The organism is Brenneria roseae subsp. americana (genome assembly GCF_003115815.1).
GTDB lineage: Bacteria > Pseudomonadota > Gammaproteobacteria > Enterobacterales > Enterobacteriaceae > Brenneria > Brenneria roseae.
The window spans coordinates 52,686-74,392 of sequence record NZ_QDKJ01000001.1 but is presented as its reverse complement, the minus strand read 5'-3'; the positions used below and the strand labels follow the sequence as shown (position 1 = coordinate 74,392).

19 protein-coding genes are annotated in these 21,707 nt (G+C 52.8%); 1 reads left to right on the top strand and 18 read right to left on the bottom strand.

The genetic code is table 11. The annotated features are described in order from the left end of the window. Positions 1–87 precede the first annotated feature (87 nt). The 11 genes from B4923_RS00315 to nnr all read right to left on the bottom strand — a co-directional run bounded on the left by B4923_RS00315 (position 88) and on the right by nnr (position 12,539). On the bottom strand, positions 88–1,386 hold the full coding sequence (locus B4923_RS00315) for an adenylosuccinate synthase (protein WP_109052362.1): 1,299 nt from the start codon (positions 1,384–1,386) through the stop codon (positions 88–90). Between the two features lie 99 nt (positions 1,387–1,485). After that, positions 1,486–1,686, bottom strand: coding sequence for a DUF2065 domain-containing protein (locus B4923_RS00310; protein ID WP_109052663.1), 201 nt, complete (start codon positions 1,684–1,686; stop codon positions 1,486–1,488). Positions 1,687–1,782: 96 nt separating this feature from the next. Further along, positions 1,783–2,772, bottom strand: coding sequence for a protease modulator HflC (gene hflC / locus B4923_RS00305; protein ID WP_109052361.1), 990 nt, complete (start codon positions 2,770–2,772; stop codon positions 1,783–1,785). A 3-nt stretch (positions 2,773–2,775) separates the two neighbouring features. Then, positions 2,776–4,029, bottom strand: coding sequence for an FtsH protease activity modulator HflK (hflK, locus tag B4923_RS00300; RefSeq protein ID WP_109052360.1), 1,254 nt, complete (start codon positions 4,027–4,029; stop codon positions 2,776–2,778). 91 nt (positions 4,030–4,120) lie between these two features. After that, on the bottom strand, positions 4,121–5,401 hold the full coding sequence (gene hflX / locus B4923_RS00295) for a ribosome rescue GTPase HflX (protein WP_109052359.1): 1,281 nt from the start codon (positions 5,399–5,401) through the stop codon (positions 4,121–4,123). Between the two features lie 92 nt (positions 5,402–5,493). Then, positions 5,494–5,790, bottom strand: coding sequence for an RNA chaperone Hfq (gene hfq, locus B4923_RS00290; RefSeq protein WP_109052358.1), 297 nt, complete (start codon positions 5,788–5,790; stop codon positions 5,494–5,496). A 108-nt stretch (positions 5,791–5,898) separates the two neighbouring features. Next, a complete protein-coding gene (miaA, locus tag B4923_RS00285) occupies positions 5,899–6,840 on the bottom strand; it encodes a tRNA (adenosine(37)-N6)-dimethylallyltransferase MiaA (RefSeq protein WP_109052357.1) in 942 nt (313 codons plus the stop codon). Then, entirely contained in the window at positions 6,833–8,779 is a 1,947-nt protein-coding gene (gene mutL, locus B4923_RS00280; RefSeq protein ID WP_109052356.1) for a DNA mismatch repair endonuclease MutL, read from the bottom strand. Before mutL ends, miaA begins: the two co-directional genes overlap by 8 nt. A 66-nt stretch (positions 8,780–8,845) precedes the next feature. After that, positions 8,846–10,537, bottom strand: coding sequence for an N-acetylmuramoyl-L-alanine amidase AmiB (amiB, locus tag B4923_RS00275; RefSeq protein WP_109052355.1), 1,692 nt, complete (start codon positions 10,535–10,537; stop codon positions 8,846–8,848). Next, the gene (tsaE, locus tag B4923_RS00270; RefSeq protein WP_109052354.1) at positions 10,534–11,016 is read right to left on the bottom strand and encodes a tRNA (adenosine(37)-N6)-threonylcarbamoyltransferase complex ATPase subunit type 1 TsaE; all 483 of its coding nucleotides are present in this window, start codon (positions 11,014–11,016) and stop codon (positions 10,534–10,536) included. Before tsaE ends, amiB begins: the two co-directional genes overlap by 4 nt. Further along, positions 11,013–12,539, bottom strand: a complete 1,527-nt coding sequence (nnr, locus tag B4923_RS00265) for a bifunctional ADP-dependent NAD(P)H-hydrate dehydratase/NAD(P)H-hydrate epimerase (RefSeq protein ID WP_109052353.1) — start codon at positions 12,537–12,539, stop codon at positions 11,013–11,015. The genes tsaE and nnr overlap by 4 nt, the downstream gene beginning before the upstream one ends. Positions 12,540–12,685: 146 nt before the next feature. On the opposite strand from nnr, the gene queG reads away from it, so the two are divergent. Beyond that, positions 12,686–13,825: a tRNA epoxyqueuosine(34) reductase QueG gene (gene queG, locus B4923_RS00260; protein ID WP_109052352.1), complete on the top strand. Its 1,140-nt coding sequence runs from the start codon at positions 12,686–12,688 to the stop codon at positions 13,823–13,825. Positions 13,826–14,494: 669 nt separating this feature from the next. Here the strand turns inward: queG and ahpF are convergent. The 7 genes from ahpF to B4923_RS00225 all read right to left on the bottom strand — a co-directional run bounded on the left by ahpF (position 14,495) and on the right by B4923_RS00225 (position 21,677). Next, positions 14,495–16,063: an alkyl hydroperoxide reductase subunit F gene (gene ahpF / locus B4923_RS00255; RefSeq protein WP_109052351.1), complete on the bottom strand. Its 1,569-nt coding sequence runs from the start codon at positions 16,061–16,063 to the stop codon at positions 14,495–14,497. 79 nt (positions 16,064–16,142) lie between these two features. Continuing rightward, complete coding sequence (gene ahpC, locus B4923_RS00250; RefSeq protein ID WP_109052350.1) at positions 16,143–16,706, bottom strand: alkyl hydroperoxide reductase subunit C; 564 nt, start codon at positions 16,704–16,706, stop codon at positions 16,143–16,145. Positions 16,707–16,956: 250 nt separating this feature from the next. Further along, positions 16,957–17,709, bottom strand: coding sequence for an SDR family oxidoreductase (locus tag B4923_RS00245; protein ID WP_109052349.1), 753 nt, complete (start codon positions 17,707–17,709; stop codon positions 16,957–16,959). A gap of 130 nt (positions 17,710–17,839) precedes the next feature. Beyond that, positions 17,840–18,274, bottom strand: a complete 435-nt coding sequence (locus tag B4923_RS00240) for an acetyl-CoA carboxylase biotin carboxyl carrier protein (RefSeq protein ID WP_109052348.1) — start codon at positions 18,272–18,274, stop codon at positions 17,840–17,842. Positions 18,275–18,367: 93 nt separating this feature from the next. Next, positions 18,368–19,291, bottom strand: a complete 924-nt coding sequence (gene nac / locus B4923_RS00235) for a nitrogen assimilation transcriptional regulator NAC (RefSeq protein WP_109052347.1) — start codon at positions 19,289–19,291, stop codon at positions 18,368–18,370. Between the two features lie 220 nt (positions 19,292–19,511). Continuing rightward, positions 19,512–20,606 (bottom strand): ABC transporter ATP-binding protein, encoded by a 1,095-nt coding sequence (locus B4923_RS00230; RefSeq protein WP_109052346.1) that lies wholly within the window; start codon positions 20,604–20,606, stop codon positions 19,512–19,514. 9 nt (positions 20,607–20,615) lie between these two features. Next, positions 20,616–21,677 (bottom strand): extracellular solute-binding protein, encoded by a 1,062-nt coding sequence (locus tag B4923_RS00225; RefSeq protein WP_170115988.1) that lies wholly within the window; start codon positions 21,675–21,677, stop codon positions 20,616–20,618. Between the last annotated feature and the right edge of the window lie 30 nt (positions 21,678–21,707).

The following is a 21,707-nucleotide window of genomic DNA, read 5'->3' as shown; positions in this document are numbered from 1 at the left end:
AAAAAGGACGGAAATTCCGTCCTTTTTCATTACTCTATTTTCATTACCTACGGCAGGTGATTTCAAAATCGCCTGTTACCCGGCAAATCAGGCGTCAAACGGATCGCGCAGGATCATCGTTTCGCTACGCTCCGGGCCGGTAGAAATAATATCAACCGGAACCCCCGTCACTTCTTCTACACGTTTAATGTAGTTCAGTGCAGCCTGCGGCAATTTGCTGTGATCTTGAACGCCAAAGGTACTTTCAGACCAGCCTGGCAACGTTTCATAGATTGGCTCAATACCTTCCCAACCTTCGGCAGCCAGCGGTGTGGTATCTACTTCGCTGCCATCAGGCATACGATATCCCACACAGATTTTGACTTCTTTCAGGCCATCCAGCACGTCCAGTTTGGTCATGCAGAACCCCGACAGAGAGTTAATCTGTACCGCACGGCGAACCGCAACGGCGTCCAGCCAGCCAGTCCGGCGGCGGCGACCGGTGGTGGCGCCAAATTCGTTACCCTTCAAAGAAAGATGTTCGCCAACATCATCAAACAGCTCGGTAGGGAATGGACCGGCGCCTACGCGAGTAGAATAGGCCTTCACAATGCCCAGGACATAATCAACGTAACGTGGGCCCAGACCGGAACCGGTCGCCACGCCACCTGCCGTGGTATTGGAGGACGTCACGTATGGGTAAGTACCGTGATCGATATCCAACAGCGTACCCTGCGCACCTTCAAACATGACGAAATCGCCACGCAGATGCGCTTTGTACAACAGATCGGAAACATCAACCACCATGGCCGTCAGGGTATCAGCAATCGCCAGAACCTCATCCAGCACTTTCTGATAGTCAACTGCTTCAACTTTATAGTAGTTAACCAATTGGAAGTTATGATACTCAACGATCTCTTTCAACTTGACAGCAAACGTTTCCTTGTTGAAAAGATCGCCCACACGCAGGCCACGACGCGCGACTTTATCTTCATACGCCGGGCCGATACCACGCCCCGTCGTACCGATAGCTTTGGCACCACGCGCTTTCTCACGCGCATTATCCAACGCAACGTGATAAGGGAGAATTAACGGACAGGCTTCAGAAAGCAGTAAACGTTCGCGTACCGGGACGCCACGCGCTTCAAGTTCCGTCATTTCTTTCATCAGCGCGTCAGGCGCCAGCACAACGCCGTTAGCGATGATGCTGACAACATTTTCACGCAGAATGCCAGAGGGAATTAAATGAAGAACGGTTTTTTCACCGTTGATAACCAGAGTGTGGCCAGCATTGTGACCACCTTGGTAGCGCACAACATATTTAGCCCGTTCAGTCAGCAGGTCAACGACCTTGCCTTTACCTTCGTCACCCCATTGGGTGCCCAGTACGACGACGTTCTTACCCATCTCAAAAATCACCAGGTTGCTTAAAAAAAGATTCTAACATCTCATTTGCTCGCTTTCAGTACTTTTAGCACACGTTTGCGCACATTTTTCAGATGAATTTTAACTGCCCATGCGGCTACGCAACATGTAGTAGATCACACAACCGGCAACCACTATTCCACCGCCGAAACGTCGCAATGTGTTGTCAGGCAACTGCGCCATTGCCAGAATCATACGCCGCCAGATGCGGGGAAACAGTAAAGGACCCAGTCCTTCGATAATCAGTACCAGTCCCAGAGCCATCCAAACGGTTGCATTCATAAAAAACTCCGACCAGAGTTGATGGGCAGGATCGCCCGTCATAAAAAAGCCCGTACGTAAATACGGGCTTTAACGCTATTGAATTCAGGGTAATGCTTAACGACGGAGCGTCGAATCCGGTGATTTCATATAACGGAAGAAGTCACTGTCCGGGCTCAGCACCATGACGTCCTGATTAGAACTGAAACTACTTTCATACGCACGCAGACTACGAATGAAAGAGTAGAAGTCAGGATCTTCGCTGAATGCGTTGGCAAACAGTTTCGCCGATTCCGCATCGCCTTCACCACGCGTAATACGTCCCTGACGTTCAGCTTCAGCCAGCGTACGGGTTACTTCATAGTCAGCCGTTGCTTTTAACTTCTCAGCTTCTTCCTGACCTTGTGAACGGTGACGGCGCGCTACCGCTTCACGCTCTGCGCGCATACGTTGGTAGATGGCATCAGACACTTCGGTCGGCAGGTTAATCTGCTTAATCCGCACATCAATCACTTCAATACCCAGCGCAGCCATGCTGTTCGGGTTAACATGCGGCTGGATGCCGGTCGTTTCCTGTTCAACACGGGCCGCCGCCGAAGCTATCGCGTTATCGGCTTCGGTCGTTTCCCCGGTCCCGGTGTTCAATGCATCGCGCACATCGGTCATCAACTGACCACGGGAATCGGTAACGATGCCTTTCAAATCCAGGCGACCAATTTCTGAACGCAGACGGTCGCTGAATTTACGTTTGAGCAGCACCTCGGCCTGAGAGACATCCCCTCCGCCCGTAGCGAGATAGTAACGACTGAAATCGCTGATTCGCCATTTGATATAGGAATCAATGATCAGATCTTTCTGCTCTTTAGTGATAAAGCGATCGGCCTGATTCTCCATGGTCTGGATACGGGCATCCAGCATTTTCACGGAATCAATGAACGGCACTTTAAACTGTAGTCCCGGCGCATAAATCAGAGGCTTGTTTTCATCATCGCGCAACACTTTGCCAAAACGCATCACGATGCCACGCTGGCCTTCCTGCACCACAAACAGTGACGCGTAGACCACCATCAGTACCAGGATCAGGATAAATAGTAAGGGCTTACGCATTGATTATTCTCTCCCTACTCGAGTGATGTCATCACGCTGCGCATTCGCTCTGCGTTGATCCATGATATTTCCATTGTTGCTGCTTCGCGTCTGGCTGGTACTCGCCCCGCTGCTGCCCGATGTTGCAGGCAAACGTAACGGATTAGCGCTGTTGCTTTGCGTATTATCGTCGCTGCTTGATCCGCGCAGCATCTGATCCAGCGGCAATACCATCAGGTTGCCGCCTTTGTCATTGACCAGAACCTTACGGGTATGGCTCAAGACACGCTCCATGGTTTCGATATACAGACGCTCGCGAGTAATTTCCGGTGCCGCTTTATATTCTGGTAATACTCTGGCGAAACGGGCAACCTCACCCTGCGCTTCCAGAACGGTACGCGTTTTATAAGCTCGGGCCTCTTCCAGAATACGTTGCGCCTGACCGTTGGCACGCGGCTGAACCTCATTCGCATACGCTTCGGCTTCACGAATGTATTGCTGTTCGTTTTCACGTGCGGCAATCGCATCGTCAAACGCCGCTTTCACTTCTTCTGGCGGACGTGCCGCCTGGAAGTTGACGTCCAGCAGGGTTATCCCCATGTTGTACGGACGCACGGTTTCTTCGAGTACGCGCTGGGTATCGGTACGGACAATGGTACGACCTTCAGTCAGGATCTTGTCCATCGTGTATTTACCGATAACGCCACGCAGTGCGCTGTCGGTTGCCTGACGCAGGCTGTCATCCGCATTCGTCACGCTGAACAGATAACGTTCCGGTTCCATCACACGATACTGAACGTTCATTTCCACGCGAACGACGTTTTCGTCCGACGTCAGCATCACGCCTGCCGTAGCCAATTCACGTACCGATTCGACGTTCACCGCTCTGACCGAATCAATGAACGTGGGTTTCCAGTTCAGACCAGGCTCAACCTGATGGCTGAATTTACCAAAACGCATCACAACACCGCGTTCGGCTTCTTTAATGGTATAGAAGCCACTGGCCGCCCAGATGACAACGGCAGCAACGGCCACAATACCGACAACCCGGCCACCAAGGCCGGAACCACCGGACGTACCGCCGTTAGACCCCGAACTTCTTCCGCCTCCCAGCTCGCTGAGTTTTTTACTCAGTTTGCGGAAGATATCGTCCAGATCCGGTGGCCCTTGATCCCGGCCACCTTTATTGTTATTACCGCCAGAGTTGCCGCTATTATTATTGCTGCTCCCCCACGGGTCGCGGTCCTGTCCGTTATTACCGGGCTGATTCCACGCCATGTTTTAGCTCCATTCTTTATGATAGATGTTCTTCAGGTTCAATATCCCAGAGTCCGTCAGACTATTTCGCCATTCAGACAGTTTCTGCCAGTCAGACAATATAATCCGTCATTTCCTGCTCTTGTTTACAGAGGCGACGCCAGTCGGCAATCGGCATACGAATCGCCAGACCGATTTGCCCATCCTCTTCGATCCACTCTTCCTCTATTGCCTGAAGCTGGTAAAAACGACTGCGCAAGCGTCCTGCCTGCGGGGGAAGACGCAGCGTATATTGCGCGATTTCCCCGGATAGCCGCTCAGTCAACGCTTGAAATAGCAACGGAATACCTTCACCGGTCTGCGCGGAAAGCCAGACTCTGATCGGTAAATTTTCTTCGTTGCGATCGATACGCGGTGCGAAACCTTCCAGCATATCAATCTTGTTCATTACCAACAGTGCAGGTATTTCATCCGCTTCAATCTCTGCCAACACGGTATCCACAGCATCAATATTCTCGTCAAGACGAGGATCGGCGGCATCGACAACATGCAGTAACAGAGAAGCCTGACGCGTTTCCTGTAATGTGGCTTTAAACGCAGCCACCAAATCATGTGGCAGCTGACGGATAAAACCTACGGTATCCGCCAGCACCGTATCCCCAACATCATCGACTTCAATACGGCGTAATGTCGGGTCCAGCGTGGCAAATAACTGATCGGCGGCATACACGTCCGCCGATGTAATGCTGTTAAACAACGTCGATTTACCGGCGTTGGTATATCCCACCAGCGAAACTGTCGGCACGTCCGCACGCACGCGTGCCCGGCGTCCCTGTTCACGTTGTTTTTCCACCCGCTCAAGGCGGGATAAAATCTGGCTGATGCGATTACGCAGCAACCGACGGTCCGTTTCGAGCTGAGTTTCCCCCGGGCCACGTAACCCGATACCGCCTTTTTGTCGCTCAAGGTGCGTCCAGCCACGAACCAGACGGGTCGCAAGGTGACGCAATTGCGCCAGTTCTACCTGTAATTTGCCTTCGTGGGTACGTGCGCGCTGGGCAAAAATATCCAGAATCAATCCGGTACGGTCAATGACCCGACACTCACACACCCGTTCAAGATTACGTTCCTGAGCTGGCGTCAGCGCATGATCAAACAGTACCACAAAAGCATCTGTCTCTTTTACTGCCTGCGCAATTTCTTCGGCCTTGCCTTCGCCAACAAAATACTTGGGGTGAGGTGCTTTACGACTGCCGGTAATAACCTGCAACGACTCAATGCCAGCAGAAGACACCAGAGACTCGAACTCCAGCAGATCTTCCGTATCTTTGTCTTGCGAGAAGTAAATATGAACTAGTATGGCCCGTTCACCGGCTTCATAACGGTCAAACAAGCGAGTAACCTCTCAAACGAACAAAAAACACCAAAGCGAGGGAAACTGGCGATGCATTCAGCGCCCCCGCCATGGTGAATTGATAGCACGCTTTATTCAGCGTCATCACTTTCCTGTGGCTGCTGCTGACCAGCCGGGCTGTTACCATGATAGTTGCTGGTGCCTGGGTTATTGCTATGGTGAGACACCGGACGGGATGGAACAACAGTCGAAATGGCGTGCTTATACACCATCTGACTCACCGTATTCTTTAACAAAATGACAAACTGATCGAAAGACTCAATCTGACCTTGCAACTTGATACCATTCACCAAATAAATCGAAACCGGAACACGTTCGCGACGCAATGCGTTCAGGAACGGATCTTGCAAAGATTGCCCCTTAGCCATTCTATATTTTCCTTATTTGTTGTTTGTAACAAAGAACCCTATGGCTCTAAAATAACGATGTCAAAAATTTGTGCGCTGAGACTCGCCAATTGTACACAATCACTCAACCTATGCACTAACAACCTGTATTACCTTGTCCAGTGCTTCTTTTGGCTTTTCACTGTCTAACCAGCAGACATCATCCCAACCACGCAACCAAGTCATTTGTCTTTTGGCAAGCTGCCTTGTCGCACAAACTCCCCGGTAAACCATTTCATCGTAATCAATTTCACCGGATAAATATGACCACATCTGGCGATAACCAACACAACGAATGGAAGGCAACTCCGTATGCAAATCGTTTCGGGCGAAAAGCGCCCGGGCCTCCGCCTCAAAACCCGCCGCCAACATCTGGTGAAAACGCAGTTCAATACGCTGATGCAACAACTCGCGTGTCGCCGGGGCGATAGCAAACTGATGAACCTTATACGGCAACGCTTCACCAGACATTTTTGTCAGTTCAGTTAAAGTGTTACCTGAAACGAAAAAAACTTCCAGTGCCCGCGAGAGTCTCTGTGGATCATTTGGATGAATCCGAGTCGCGGCAACCGGATCTATCTCACATAACTGTCGATGCATGGCTTCCCAGCCTATTTCTTTCGCCTGCGCCTCAATACGTTGCCGCACAGCCGCGTCGGCAGAAGGCAAGGGAGAAAGTCCTTCAAGCAAGGCTTTAAAGTAAAGCATCGTGCCCCCGACTAACAGGGGAATACGCCCGGACGCGCTGATTTGCGCCATTTCCCGCAGCGCATCACGCCGAAAATCCGCCGCCGAATACGATTCCGCCGGATCGAGAATATCGATCAGGCGGTGCGGAGCCTGAGCCAGTTCCGCCGCACTCGGTTTCGCCGTTCCGATATCCATCCCTTGGTAGATGAGGGCTGAATCAACACTAATCAACTCTACGGGTAAATATTGACGCAATGCCATCGCCAGCGCTGTTTTGCCGGATGCCGTCGGCCCCATGATAAAAATGGCAGGGGGAAGCGACGCCTGTTCAAAATCACTCATGCTTCAACGCCTTGATGGCGGTCTGGATATCCATCATCTGTAAAAGTTCGGGCGGCGGCGCCTTTACCAACTGAGGACAAAGTCGCTCGACATCCGTCAAGAGTTGTATCGCCTGAGAATGTCCCCAGACGTCCTGTTCGCTCTTCAACCGGGACGCCAGCCAGCCGGCCAGAACTTCCGGCGCTACCGTTTGATAATCGGCCAGATAGCCTAACAGTTCAGAGATCAAGTTTTGTAAATTTTGTTGGCGTAATGGTAAAGGTACCGCTCTTAGCGTGGCGCGCTGCGCTTCAACCAGAACATCAATGCCAAAGGTTTTCAGCAACGGCTGATGCGTTGCCAGCACGGCAAGTTCGGATTTGCCCAGCGTCAGACGTTGCGGAATTAAAAGCGGCTGCGGCCGCAACCCTTCTCCGGTCGGCGTTAGCTGCACGATTTTCAGATAACGCTCTGCGGTCGGTAAAGAAAGTAAGGCTAATCCTTTGCGGTATTCCAACAAGGCATAACAAGGCGGGTAAACCGTTAGCACGCGTCCAAACCCAGCAGCGTTGCTTTCGAGCGGCGGCTCAATAGACGAACGCGTTTTTTCGGCTTGCGCAGAAGTCGTATCCGTTATCGGCGCCGTTTCGTGGACTCGCGCTTCAGCACCGTCCCCGGAGCGGGATTGTCCCGTGGACGGTGCTGACGAAACCTGTCGGGATGAACGCTCACCGCCATCTTCGGCTTGCAGCAGCTTCCTGTAAAGATCGCCTTGTTTCTTCTGGTACGAAGAACCCGCGGGATAATGGGGTTCACCGGCCTTACCCGCCCGACCGCCGGATTTTTCAGCCGGCGTGGACGTCGGCTGGGCAAAATGGTTTTCGCCGGCGGCCGTGCGATTTTCCTGCCGCCATGATATCGGCTGCTCCGTTCCCGGCTCGGAGATGGCAAGCGTCGGTGCGGATGCCTGCTGTAATACCGTCATCACCGCCTGATAAATAAAATCATGCACCAACCGGGCCTGATGGAACCGGACTTCATGCTTGGCCGGATGCACATTGACATCCACCTGATGGGGGTCAATCTCCAGATACAGAACGTAAGCGGGTTGCTGATCGTCGTTAAGTCGATCCTGATAAGCCTGTCGAATCGCATGGTTGATTAACCGATCGCGCATCATGCGTCGGTTGACATAGCAATATTGCATTTCAGGTAACTGTTTGGCGCCAGCGGGGTCGGCCACCCAGCCATGGATGGTTAAATCGTCATGCTGCCATGACACGGCTAACGCATGCTGCAAAAACGCGCTGCCGCAGATACTACCCAGCCGGCGCTCATGCTGTGAGGGATCGGTCACAGATCGATATTGCCGGATAAGTTTACCGTTATGATGTAGCGTGATGGCGACATCGAAATGAGCCAGCGCGATCCGACGAACAACCTCATCAATATGGGTGAATTCGGTTTTCTCCGTACGCATGAATTTGCGACGGGCAGGCGTGTTGTAAAACAGATCCAGCACTTCCAGCGTCGTGCCAACCGGATGCGCCGCAGGTTTGACGGTAACCTCCATGTCCCGGCCTTCGGCATAAGCCTGCCACGCTTCAGACTGCTCTGCGGTACGCGACGTCAGCGTTAAACGAGAAACCGAACTGATACTGGCCAGCGCTTCGCCGCGAAATCCCATACTGACGATGGCTTCCAAATCGTCGAGCGTGGCAATCTTGCTGGTCGCATGACGGGCCAGCGCCAGCGTCAGTTCATCCTTTCCGATACCGGCGCCGTTGTCACGGATGCGTATCAACTTGGCGCCGCCGCGTTCTATATCAATGTCAATACGGGTCGCGCCGGCATCCAGACTGTTTTCCACCAGTTCCTTAACCACAGAAGCAGGACGCTCCACCACCTCCCCGGCAGCAATCTGATTAGCCAATTGCGGTGGCAAAACCTGAATCGGCATGGCGTTTCCCTCTTACCTATCTGAATGAAAAATCTGCGTAAAATATGGGCTTAATAAAACATCGGTTTATGCTGACGGAATAATCAACGTCTGCCCCAGTTGTACGGTGCCTGAGGTCATCGCATTTGCCTGCTGAATCTCTTTCATGCTGACGCCATAGCGGGCGGCAATCGCACTCAGGCTATCACCACGCACCACTTTATGCTTCACGGGCGCTGCTTTTTTCGTATTTGCCGTCGAAGTCGCCGTTTTGGATCCTGAAGCCGGGATCGCTAAACGTTGACCAATCCAAACGATGTCTTTATTCAGCTTATTCAACTCGCGGATCGATGCCATACTCACGCCATAGCGAGTTGCAATGGCAGACAGCGTCTCGCCACGAACCACGGTGTGACGGATGGTGCCGCTACTCGTATTGCCGCTGCTTTTTTCCACCGGCGTCGTGACAGCGCCAGAGGTTTTATTTGCCGCCGACTGAACCGGACGGCCTTCCTGCTTTGGGGCAGATTGCAACGGATGCGTCTGGAAATAGCCTCTTAGTCCCTGATAAATCGCATTGGCGATTTTCTCCTGATACGCACTGCTACCCAATAGACGTTCTTCTTCTACATTGCTGATAAACCCGGTTTCAACCAATAACGACGGGATATCCGGGGAACGCAACACGCCCAGACTGGCGTGTTCAGGTCGGCGCTTATGCAATCCGCCAACGCGTTGCAACTCAGTCAGAACCTTGGTTGCGACGTCATAACCGACACGCTGCGAATGCCCGAACTGCAAATCCAATACGGCCTGACTTAAATAAGGATCGGCGCTGTTGTTGGCGAGCAAATCGCCTGCCCCGCCCAGCAATTCAGACTGTTTCTCATGCTGTTCCAGCCAGTTCGCCATTTCACTGTTCGCCCGGCGATTCGACAGAACCCATACCGACGCTCCGCTCGCGCTACGATTCGGCGCCGCATCTGCATGAATAGAAACCAGGATATTGGCCCCTTGCTTACGCGCGACGTCTGAACGTCCCATCACCGAAACAAAATAGTCGCCATCTCGGGTGAGTACAGGCCTGAAGGCGGGATCGTTGTTCAGAAGCGCGTGCAACTTACGGGCTATCGCAATGGTGACATTCTTTTCCCGCAATCCGTTCAAACCTATCGCACCAGGGTCCTGTCCACCGTGACCGGCATCGATGGCCACCACGACGCGTTCGAGGCTCCCCGTCGCGGTCGCGCGCGCAGGCGTTCGGGCGGAAGCGTTGCTGTTCACCACCACGGTTGGCTTATTAGTAAACGGATTTTTAACCGGTTCAGACGTTACCGGGCGTTGCTGACCAGACGACACCGCCGGGGCGGTTCTCGCTACCGTTTTAGGTTTATCCCCCGTCACGGTGAAGACCACGGTATAACCTGAGCCCGTTTTCTGCGTCACGGCGCGGGTTTTGGCCGCCTGCGTCAAATCCAGCACCAGCCGCAGACTCTGCGCATCCTGCGCATTGCTGGTTCGAATACGTTTAATCAGGTTTTGTCCGCTGAACTCCAGGGGGAGTCCCTGAATCAATCCGGTCTGGCGAATATCAATCACCACTCGTGCAGGGTTACTGAGCGGAAAGAACGCATAGACAGGCTGACCGCTAAAACTCAGGCTGACCGTTGCCTGACCAGAAGCGTTATCGACCTTAAGATCGGACAGGTTAGCCGCCCAGGCCGATCCGGCAAGCGACAGCCATATACATAGCAATAGCTTAATCATACGACTCATCATGACACGTTTATCCTTGTCTGCTCGGCCAGCCGTTGCAGGATAGCCGCCCCCAGCGCCGATACGGCGGAGACGTCGGCCTGTCGACCTTGTTCCTGGTAATGCAGATGCAGCTCAATATCAGCGTCGGGTAATACCCCCGCGCCTTGCTGAGGCCACTCAATCAGACAAATAGCGTCCTGTTCCAGATAATCGCGAATCCCCATAAACTCAAGCTCTTCCGGGTCGGCAAGACGATAGAGATCAAAATGATAGACCGCCAGCGGTGTAAGATCGTAAGGTTCGACAAGCGTATAGGTCGGGCTTTTTACGTTCGCCTGGTGGCCAAGGGCCTGCAAAAAACCGCGGCTGAACGTGGTTTTCCCCGCGCCAAGATCGCCATACAGATGGATAACGCAGGCCCCCTCGCAGGCTTTAGCCAGCACTGCGCCTAACGCGATGGTTGCTGCCTCATCCGGCAGAGATAATACGATTTTTTTCATTCTGTCTTTTCTAAGGGCATCCGCTCAGGATTTACATATTGGGACAACACCGGCATCAGGTCGGTTGCCAACATACCGCGGGTTCCGCGTTGCGCCGCCAGCCAGTCGGCAGCCGCGCCATGCACGACGCAGCCTGCACAGGCGGCATCATACAGCGATAACTTTTGCGCCAGCAAACCACCGATGATACCAGACAGCACATCACCCATACCGCCAGTCGCCATACCCGGATTACCCACATCAGCAATGGCAAGCTGCCCTTGCTCACCGGCAATCACCGTTCCCGCACCTTTTAATACCACGATACCACCATAGCGTTTTACCAGTTTTTGAACTGCAAGTAAGCGATTACTTTCAATATCAGACACACGGCAATTCAATAAACGGGCCGCTTCTCCGGGGTGCGGTGTCAGCACGCGATTCTGCCGTTTATGCGGATTGATTGCCAGCAGGTTAAGCGCATCAGCATCCCATAACATGGGTTTGTTACAATTTTCCGCCAAACGCAGCGCATTTTTCCCCCATTCGTCCTGTCCCAGACCAGGGCCAATCACCACGACATCCGCCCACTCCAGCCCTTGCCGCAGCGTATCCGACGTCAGTTCCTGCACCATAAGTTCAGGACAAGCCGTTAACAATGCCGACAGGTATTGTTTGTGAGTGAGTACTCGCACTAACCCCGCGCCGGTTCGCAGTGATGCTTCTCCCGCCATCAACACCGCTCCCCCCGTGCCGTCGTTGCCTCCGACTATCAATAGCCGGCCATTGTCGCCTTTATGTGATGTGGGACGCCGTGGCGTTAACCATTCCACCAGTGATGATGCAACAAGCCGCCGGATAGGCGCGTGTTGTTCAGCCAGCCAGGCCGATAATCCCAATGCACTATAGTGTAGTTTCCCGACACGATCGCGGGCATTTCCCGTCAGTAAGCCGGGTTTTAGCGCAATAAACGTAACCGTATGCGCCGCGCGAATGGCTTCGCCCGCACACGCGCCTGTTTCAGCATTTAATCCAGAAGGAATATCAAGAGAAATAATCGGTGCGGAATGGGCGTTCGCCTGAACGATTAGCGTGTCATAGGGTGAGCGCGGCGCAGCAGCAAGGCCCGTTCCCAGCAGTCCATCAATGATCAGATCGACGGCTTCAGGCCATGACTCGTCAGCTTCATGAATTTCTCCCCCCAGATCCAACCACGCCTGACGCGCAGCCCGCGCTTCCTCAGGTAGTGGACGTTGCCCGGAACAGGCAATCACATGCGGCGTTATCCCGGCGGCAAGCGCCAGCGTAGCGACGACGTAACCATCGCCGCCGTTGTTGCCGTGTCCGACGAGGATCAGCCAGTGCTTGGCTGAGGGATAATATCGGCAAGCAACCTGAAATGCCTTTTCACCCGCACGCTGCATCAGCGTACTTAACGAGACGCCCGACTCGTTAGCCGCCCTCGCCTCTTCATTACGTAGCCACTCCGCGCCAAATACCACGCACGGCAAAACGTCTGCGCCCCGCTGTTGCTGGTCAGCCATCGCTCCCCCTGAAGCTTCTATCGAATGACTTCAACTTAGCAAGCAACTGACGTAATCGCCAGACTTACACTACGCGTCAACAAAGTCGGCCAGTAAAAGGTAATGTGGTAAAATAGACCGGTGTTTCTTCTTCTTACCGGTTGGCCATGTCATACCCCTACGATCTCAGTGAATTAGCACAACTTATCAAGCAATGGGGTCAGGAGCTGGGATTCCAGCAGATTGGTATTTGTGACACGGATTTATCTCATGAAGAGCCTAAATTACAGGCCTGGCTGGATAAGCAATACCACGGTGAGATGGAATGGATGGCTCGTCACGGTATGCTGCGCGCCCGCCCGCATGAGCTGCTGCCGGGAACGCTGCGGGTCATCAGCGTTCGCATGAACTATCTCCCTGCCAAAGCGGCATTTGCCAGTACGTTGAACAATCCCCTGTCGGGCTACGTCAGTCGCTATGCCCTTGGCCGTGATTATCACAAGCTGCTGCGCCAGCGCCTGAAGAAGCTCGGCGATCGGATTCAGCATTATTGCGGAGAGCTGAATTTTCGTCCGTTCGTCGATTCCGCGCCGATCATGGAACGTCCGCTGGCGGCCAAAGCCGGCATTGGCTGGGTTGGTAAACACTCACTTATATTAAACAGAGAATCGGGTTCCTGGTTCTTTCTCGGCGAATTGCTGATCGACTTACCTCTGCCAGTGGATCAACCACAGGATGAACAATGCGGACGTTGCGTCGCCTGCATGACGACCTGCCCTACCGGAGCGATTGTCGCGCCTTATACCGTGGATGCCCGGCGTTGTATTTCTTATCTGACAATCGAACTCGAAGGCCCGATCCCTGAGGAATTTCGCCCACTGATGGGTAATCGTATCTATGGATGTGATGACTGCCAGCTGATTTGCCCCTGGAACCGTTTTTCACAATTAACCGATGAAGCAGATTTCAGCCCGCGCGCGGCGTTGCATGCACCGGAACTCGTAACGCTGTTTGCGTGGAACGAAGAGAAATTTTTACGCATAACGGAAGGATCGGCAATTCGCCGCATTGGTCATGTTCGTTGGCTACGTAACATTGCCGTCGCACTCGGCAATGCGCCCTATCAGGACTATATCGTGCTGGCATTGCAGAATCGCCTGGGTGAACACGATCTATTGGATGAACATATCCACTGGGCCATTGAACAGCAATTGGCTCGCCGCGCCGAACAACAAATTGACGTTCAATCCTCACAGAAAAAAAGGCTGATTCGGGCAGTAGAAAAAGGCTTACCCCGTGACGCGTGAGTCGTACACGCTAATGTCATCAATTTTTATCCCAGCCTGTGCATAAATATAAAAAGCCTTTGACAATCAACTGTCACAAAAAGTACAAGTGATCGCCACAACGTTTTATAAGTAAATTTTATCTATAAATATCAATAAAATAAAAAATGCACTTTTGTCAGTAGGATAGGGGGGCGGATAAAACATTCACAGGCAACCTGTGGATAAGTCTGTTCAAAAAATTATGATTTTTTATATGGATTAATAAAAAGAGAGTAATAACAAGATGAAAAGATAACCACGAAAACAATACAGCGAAGATCCGATAAACATGACATGTGAATACTTTGACTACGATTATTTTCCCCGCATCCTGCGAAGAGTGGGCGGTATTATGAAGTTGTTATTGTCCCTTGGCAAGCCCCATCCCCCATTTTGCCAATGAAAAAAACGTCAGAAACGTTTTTTAAACCTCGCTCGCGACAACCTGAAAGGCGGCGAACAGAGATAGCCCGCCATAAAACCAAAAAAGCCCATTGAACAATGCTCAATGGGCGGACACAGAAAGACAAAAATCCCTTACAGGAAAAACAGGGCAACGCCTGACGCTGCGATTGCCTGTATATCTAAATATAACAATGATGGGAGGTTACCCGCCCCAGCGGCGATTTAACGCCGCCGGGATTAATATCACACGGCGGATTGAGTCCTGATCAGATAGTCAAACGCGCTCAGCGAGGCTTTTGCCCCTTCGCCGGTGGCAATGATGATCTGCTTGTACGGCACCGTGGTGCAGTCGCCGGCGGCAAATACGCCTTTGACGCTGGTTTCGCACTTGGCATCAATTTCAATTTCGCCAATCCGGTTTCTGGCAACCGTGCCTTCCAGCCAGTTGGTGTTAGGCAGCAAACCGATCTGGACGAAGATCCCTTCCAGCGGCAGCTCGTGTTGCACATCGTTAACGCGATCTTTATAGGCCAGGCCGGTTACTTTCTGGCCGTCGCCCTTCACTTCCGTGGTCTGCGCGTTGAGGATGATATCGACATTCGGCAGGCTACGCAGTTTGTCCTGCAATACGGAGTCCGCTTTCAGCTCCGGCGCGAATTCCAGCAGCGTCACGTGCTTCACTACACCCGCCAGATCGATGGCCGCTTCCACGCCGGAGTTACCGCCGCCAATCACCGCCACATGCTTGCCTTTGAACAGCGGGCCGTCACAGTGCGGGCAGTAGGTCACGCCGCGGGTACGGTACTGATCTTCACCCGGTACATTCATGTTTCTCCAGCGAGCGCCGGTCGCAATGATCACACTGCGGGATTTCAACACCGCACCGGAAACGGTCACCACCTGATGCGGCGCACCTGGCTCACTGCCGGGGATCAACGCTTCAACGCTCTGCGCGTCAATCACATCGACATCATAGTCATCAACGTGGCTCTTCAGCGCGGTTGCCAGTTTCGCCCCTTCCGTTTTCGGCACGGAAATGTAGTTTTCGATATCCACGGTATCCAATATCTGACCGCCGAAACGCTCACCGATCAGACCGGTACGAATGCCTTTACGGGCGGAATAGACCGCCGCCGCCGCGCCTGCCGGGCCGCTACCGACGATCAGTACATCGTACATCGGACGCTGATTCAGTTTCTCAACCTGTTTGGCACCCGCGCCGGTATCAATTTTGGTGACGATTTCGACAAGGCTCATGCGCCCCTGACTGAAGTGCTCGCCGTTCAGGAATACGGTCGGCACGCCCATGACATTACGACTCTGGATCTCATCCTGGAACACGCCGCCGTCAATCGCGGTATGGGTAATATTCGGATTCAGGACGGCCATTAAATTCAGCGCCTGCACTACGTCCGGGCAGTTGTGGCAGGACAGCGAATAATAGGTTTCAAAATGGAATTTACCGTCAAGATTGCGGATTTGATCGAGTAATTCTTTCGCTTCTTTTGACGGATGTCCCCCCACCTGTAACAGCGCGAGAACCAGCGAGGTAAACTCGTGACCCATTGGCGCGCCGGCAAAACGCGGGCCGCTCTCAGAACCTGGGTTGGTGATCAGAAAAGAAGGTTTACGCACTGCCAGGCTGTTGTTTTCAATGAAATTCACCTGTTCGGATAACCCAGCGATCTCGGTCAGGAGCTCTCTTACTTCAGACGATTTAGCTGATTCATCCAGAGTCGCAATCAACTCAACAGGCTTGGTTAACTTTTCCAGATAGGCTTTCAACTGGACTTTCATGGTATTGTCGAGCATGGGGTTATCCTCAGTGCAAAAAATCGGGTGCCAGGCACCCGATCAAAACATCAATATCTCTGCGGGGGTCAGGTCAGGCTTAGATTTTACCAACCAGATCCAGAGACGGAGCCAGCGTTGCTTCACCTTCTTTCCATTTGGCTGGGCAAACTTCACCCGGGTGAGCAGCGACATACTGAGCCGCTTTCACTTTGCGCAGCAGGTCTGACGCATCGCGGCCGATGCCTTCAGCAGTGATTTCCACCGCCTGGATGATGCCCTGAGGGTCAACGATAAAAGTACCACGGTCGGCCAGACCTTCAGCTTCACGCAGGTTTTCAAAGTTGCGGGTCAGCTGTCCGGTCGGATCGCCGATCATGGTGTATTTGATTTTAGCGATAGTTTCAGAGCTGCTGTGCCATGCTTTGTGCGTGAAATGAGTGTCGGTGGAAACAGAGTAGATTTCCACGCCGCGCTGTTGGAATTCGTCATAATAATCAGCAACGTCACCCAGTTCGGTCGGGCAAACGAAAGTAAAGTCGGCAGGATAGAAGAAGAACACGCTCCACTTACCTTCGATATCGTTCTCAGTTACTTCAATGAACTTACCGTCTTTGAACGCCATGTTTTTGAACGGTTTAACTTTGGTGTTAATTACTGACATCACTGTATCCTCATGTGTGTTGGTATAGGAGTAAGGTACAGAAATGTGATCGTTATCACCAATGCGTTCTCATTATCGAATCGATAAGTAATACCTTACTTGGCAATAGGCAATAACATCCGTTGCTGCGATGCAAAACGCACGCAGGCCAGACGCACCTTACGAATGGGAAGCGGTATATAACCAGTGAGAATTGCGACAAGGCCGGATTTAATTACGCTGTAGCGCGCCGATTTCCTCCGGCAGGCCCTTACTGCGAACCGTCATCGGGGCGCATGGTTGATAAACCGCCGGGGACTTGTAACGTTGGCGTGATTTCGATATGTCCGAAATTGACGGCAACGGGGGCGGCCAGCACGAAAGCGACGGTATCGGCAATATCTTTCGCCTGCGGCAGTTCAAATCCATCAATAAAACGACGGCGCGCTTCTTCTTTATCGCCCATGACGTTGCCAAAAATATCCGTTGCCACGCGCCCCGGGCAAATCTCGGTGATCCGAACCCGCTTGCCGTAGCAATCTACCCGCAACTGGCGCGACAGCGCGTGTACGCCGGCTTTCGTGGCGTGATAAATCGAGTTGCCGTTAAAATTATAAATGGCGGCAATGGAGGTAATATTAATCACATGGCCGCAGTCACGTTCCATCATTCCCGGAACCAACAGCCGGCAGAGATGCAGCACGGCACGCAAATTGACATCGACCTGGGTATCAACCGCCTCTTCATCCGCATTCAGAATCGATCCCGGACGTGAAACGCCAGCGTTGTTAACCAGAATATCGACCTGGATTTCACGGCATAAGCGGGTTAAGGCATCCAGATCGCCGACGTCAAGCACATGCGGAATACAACCGGTACGCCCGGCCAGCGCCGCCAGCGGCTCCGCACGCCGGGCAACGGCATGGACGGTAATGCCCTCCTGACAAAGGCGCTCGACGATCGCTTCTCCCATCCCGGCGGAAGCGCCGGTCACTAAAGCCGTTTTATAATCTGAAAATGGCATTTGCCTCTCCTGTAAATGCTTCGGCATTCGCCTATGCTGGGCCGAAAATAGTGTGTGATACGACTTTATCCACTAAATATCGACGGGGATAAGACATAAATGGTTTGAGGCAATAAGGGGGACTTATTACTTACATTGCCCTTATCACGGCAATTTCGCTGTCATATTCAACGCTATCGCCATGGTTCACCGTCAGCGACGCCACGACGCCCGCAGTCGGGCTGCGCAACGGCAAATAAATCAGGCCGACTTTAATCAGCGCCAGTACGGCGCCTTTCTGCACCGAAGCCCCTACCTCAGCAAACGGCTTGCCGTTCAGCGGATGAAACAACAATACGTGGCCCGGCATTGTCGAACGTGCACTCTGCTGAACGGGAGCCGATGCCATCATCGCATCCGGCCGCAGGCTGGCCTGTTCTGATACGGAGGCTATCCGCTGTCCCGGCTCGTATCTCAGGCGCACTTTGTAGTGGCGACTATTGATCTCAATATCAGACAAGCCAGCCTGACGCATTTTTTGCGCGACCTGGCGAATATCTTTCATCGCTAATGAACTGTGCTGCATAGCCCCCCTGTCAACTACCTTGAAAATAAACCGGTTTACAGCCGCCTCGGCGACCAGATAAGAGGTTTTTCCTTGCCAGCCCCGGCGTGCGTATCATCCAACCAACGTCAGCGGTCGATTATCCACCGTGCGATTGGCCAACAATGACAGCAAAATGGTTTTCACCGCTTCAGCAGGTTGCGACAGCGGCAAATGATCTGACATACAGAACGAAAGCGGGGCCAGTACTTCCGGATTATCAATTTTCGCCATCCAGGCATTGGCGGATTTCAACATGACGCGCGCCGCCGATTCCGGCAGCACGGTACAGCCTAAGCCGGCGGCCACCGCGTTGGTCAGCGTCGTGATGGATTCAATCTCACATTTCACCCGGTAAGACAGGTGTTGCTGGACAAAAGCCTCATCCAGCAGCTTACGCATAATATTGTAGATTCGCGGCAGGAACAGCTCATAATCCACGACGTCGGCCAGCGAAATTTTTTTCTGCGGCGCGCCCAGCCCCATAGGACAAATGAAATAGAGTTCTTCTTTCATCAGCGGCAGAAAACGTAAGCCGTGGATCTCACGATTGCCATAGATCACCGCCATATCCATGCGGCCATTCATAATCAGTTCGCTGAGCGTGGTGCCGAAATTCTCATTGAAATAGAGCAAAATTCCGGGATGCTGGCGATGAACTTCTTCCATTAAAGGAATAGCCAACTGCTGCGCCGCCGTGCCAGGCGCCAACCCGACAGAGACTTCGCCAGAGAGAGACAGCCCGGAACCATCAATCGCATTTTGCGCCTGACTGCACTGCCGTAAAATCACCTGGGCATGGGTGTAGAGAATTTTCCCCGCTTCCGTTGGCGTCACGCCACGCTTCGTGCGTATCAGCAGTTGCTGATTCACTTCGCCTTCCAACGTCGCCAGTTGCTGACTTAGCGCCGGTTGCGCAATATGGAGAACATCAGCGGCCTGCGTCAGACTGCCGACATCAACGATTTTAATAAAATACTTAAGTCGACGGAGATTCATGACTGATTCCTCAAAGCGATGTACCGGAAATTAAATGAAGCAATATTGATACCACTTTCGCCTCACCCATCGCCTTCTCAGTCGAAATCAACATAAACATAATAAAATCATAAAAATAGAGCGCCATCGTCGTTAGGTTTTCCGCCATGCCCGCCGCCGCATCGCGGCAGATACGGCACTGCCACAAGGCAAACCGCGATGGCGAGAGGCAATCACCGGTTCAGGCGGCAATCACATGATTACTCTCGGTGTGCCAGTCCAAACGCACCTTCGCGCCAACAGGATAGATTCCCCCCGCGTTCTCACCCTGGGTTTGCCGCCAGGCGATCATCTCCTCGCCCCCTTCCAGCCGCAGCGTGTAATGCAACATATAACCGCGATAAACCACCTGTGTCACCTCGGCCTTCGCGCAGTTCACACCGGAGACATGCGTCTCGGCCGACAAGGGCCGAATAGAAATGGCTTCCGGTCGGACGGTAACCATCACCTGTTCCGCCGGCATCTCGCACTGCGTCACATCGAGCGCCAGTCCCGATGGCGTAACCAGCCGGGTGCCGCTCTGATGACGCTGTTCAATACGCGCTGGCAGAAAGTTTGAGGCGCCGATAAATCCCGCCACAAAATGGTTGACCGGCCGCTGATAAATCTCTGCCGCCGGAGCAATCTGCTCCAGCCGCCCGTTATGCATCACCGCAATCTTATCGGCCATGGTCAGCGCCTCGTCCTGATCGTGCGTCACCATAATGGTGGTCAGCCCCAATCGTCGTTGGAGATTGCGGATCTCAAGCTGCATGCTTTCCCGCAGACTTTTATCCAACGCGCCCAGCGGTTCATCCAGCAATAGCATATCCGGCTCAATCACCAGCGCGCGCGCCAGAGAAACGCGCTGCTGTTGACCACCGGAAAGCTGCGACGGCAGGCGATCGCTGAATGTTTTCAACTGAACCATATCCAGCGCCCGGGTCACTTTTTCACCGTACTCAGACTTTGACATGCCGCGCATTTTCAGGCCAAAGGCGACGTTTTCCGCCACGGTCATATGCGGAAATAACGCATAGTTCTGAAACAGCATACCGACATTGCGTCGGTGCACCGCCGTCTCAACGATCGAGCGGCCCCCGACCAGAATGTCGCCGGAGGTCGGCGAAACCAAACCGGCAATCATACGCAGGCAGGTGGTTTTTCCGCAGCCGCTGGGGCCGAGCAACGCCAGGATCTCGCCGGCGTTCACCACCAGCGAGACGTCATCTACCGCGACCGTTTTGCCATAGTGTTTACACAGGTTATCTAAACGAACTTCAAAAGATCTCAACATAGAACGGCCTCAACCTGAAAACGTCTGGTTATATTTTTCCAACAACTCGGCGCGACGTGGAATAATGTAGGTCCAGTCTGGCGTAAACAGATTCAGCTCATTCATTTTGCTTTCCGGATAAGCCAGGTATTTCAACGTCTCGGCATCGAACTCAATGTCGCGAACCGTTGGCGCGCTCAGCGTCGCTTCCGCCAGCATTTTCTGCACGGAGGGCTCCAGCAGCCGGTTTATCCAGGCCAGCCCGAGTTCACGCTGCGGCGCGCCTTTCACCAGCACCAACCCATTTATTCCGGTAAAAGCGCCTTCCTGCGGATAGGTCATATCCAGCGGAATACCTTTTTTGGTGTGCGGGTAGATGGCCTTCGAATATTCAATGCCGCCGATCATCGCCTGCCCTTGCGCCACCATCATGACCTGAGATTCGCCATCGTAAACCGTCATGACATTAGGCTTCAGCTGCGCCAGTTTTTCCCAGCCTTGATCGATAAGATACTGCGCTTCTTGCAGCGGCTTACCTGTCGCCAGCGCGGCCGCGACAATCAGCATCAGAATGCTTTGGGTGTTTTTCGGCGTATTCAGGATCATTTGATGCGCATATTTGGGATCGAAGATCTCGGCATAGCTTTTGATGGGTTGCATCATACTGGTATTAATAAACAGCCCGGCCATCGAAACCGAAAAGCCGACGCCATAGTTGTCATTGAATAAATAGCGGTCGAACACATTTTTCAGGTTCGGGATTTCATCAATCGGCAACTGCTCAATCAATCCTTCTTCTTTCGCCTGCGGCACGCCGATATCATCCATCGACATCACGCTATAAATAGGTTTGTTTTTCGTCGCCCGCAGCGACGCAATGTTAGCCAGCGTTGCGCCTTCCGTCGTTAATACCCGACAGGTGTAGTCTTTCTCAAACGCCGGGATCACCTCTTTTTTGATCAGCGCGCCCTGTGCCGAGTTATAAACACCAACCTGTAATATGCGATCTGCCGCATTTACCCTGGTATTCAGATAAGGAAGCAGCGCGGTGCCCGCCATCGCTTTCAAAAAGGTACGTCGCTTCATGGTCATATCAATTCCTCTTCTGGTGTTTTTAAAATG

Coding starts and splice junctions, on each gene's coding strand:
- B4923_RS00315 (WP_109052362.1), bottom strand. CDS start 1,386: ATGGGTAAGAACGTCGTCGTACTGGGCACCCAATGGGGTGACGAAGGT.
- B4923_RS00310 (WP_109052663.1), bottom strand. CDS start 1,686: ATGAATGCAACCGTTTGGATGGCTCTGGGACTGGTACTGATTATCGAA.
- hflC (WP_109052361.1), bottom strand. CDS start 2,772: ATGCGTAAGCCCTTACTATTTATCCTGATCCTGGTACTGATGGTGGTC.
- hflK (WP_109052360.1), bottom strand. CDS start 4,029: ATGGCGTGGAATCAGCCCGGTAATAACGGACAGGACCGCGACCCGTGG.
- hfq (WP_109052358.1), bottom strand. CDS start 5,790: ATGGCTAAGGGGCAATCTTTGCAAGATCCGTTCCTGAACGCATTGCGT.
- miaA (WP_109052357.1), bottom strand. CDS start 6,840: ATGAGTGATTTTGAACAGGCGTCGCTTCCCCCTGCCATTTTTATCATG.
- mutL (WP_109052356.1), bottom strand. CDS start 8,779: ATGCCGATTCAGGTTTTGCCACCGCAATTGGCTAATCAGATTGCTGCC.
- amiB (WP_109052355.1), bottom strand. CDS start 10,537: ATGATGAGTCGTATGATTAAGCTATTGCTATGTATATGGCTGTCGCTT.
- tsaE (WP_109052354.1), bottom strand. CDS start 11,016: ATGAAAAAAATCGTATTATCTCTGCCGGATGAGGCAGCAACCATCGCG.
- nnr (WP_109052353.1), bottom strand. CDS start 12,539: ATGGCTGACCAGCAACAGCGGGGCGCAGACGTTTTGCCGTGCGTGGTA.
- queG (WP_109052352.1), top strand. CDS start 12,686: ATGTCATACCCCTACGATCTCAGTGAATTAGCACAACTTATCAAGCAA.
- ahpF (WP_109052351.1), bottom strand. CDS start 16,063: ATGCTCGACAATACCATGAAAGTCCAGTTGAAAGCCTATCTGGAAAAG.
- ahpC (WP_109052350.1), bottom strand. CDS start 16,706: ATGTCAGTAATTAACACCAAAGTTAAACCGTTCAAAAACATGGCGTTC.
- B4923_RS00245 (WP_109052349.1), bottom strand. CDS start 17,709: ATGCCATTTTCAGATTATAAAACGGCTTTAGTGACCGGCGCTTCCGCC.
- B4923_RS00240 (WP_109052348.1), bottom strand. CDS start 18,274: ATGCAGCACAGTTCATTAGCGATGAAAGATATTCGCCAGGTCGCGCAA.
- nac (WP_109052347.1), bottom strand. CDS start 19,291: ATGAATCTCCGTCGACTTAAGTATTTTATTAAAATCGTTGATGTCGGC.
- B4923_RS00230 (WP_109052346.1), bottom strand. CDS start 20,606: ATGTTGAGATCTTTTGAAGTTCGTTTAGATAACCTGTGTAAACACTAT.
- B4923_RS00225 (WP_170115988.1), bottom strand. CDS start 21,677: ATGACCATGAAGCGACGTACCTTTTTGAAAGCGATGGCGGGCACCGCG.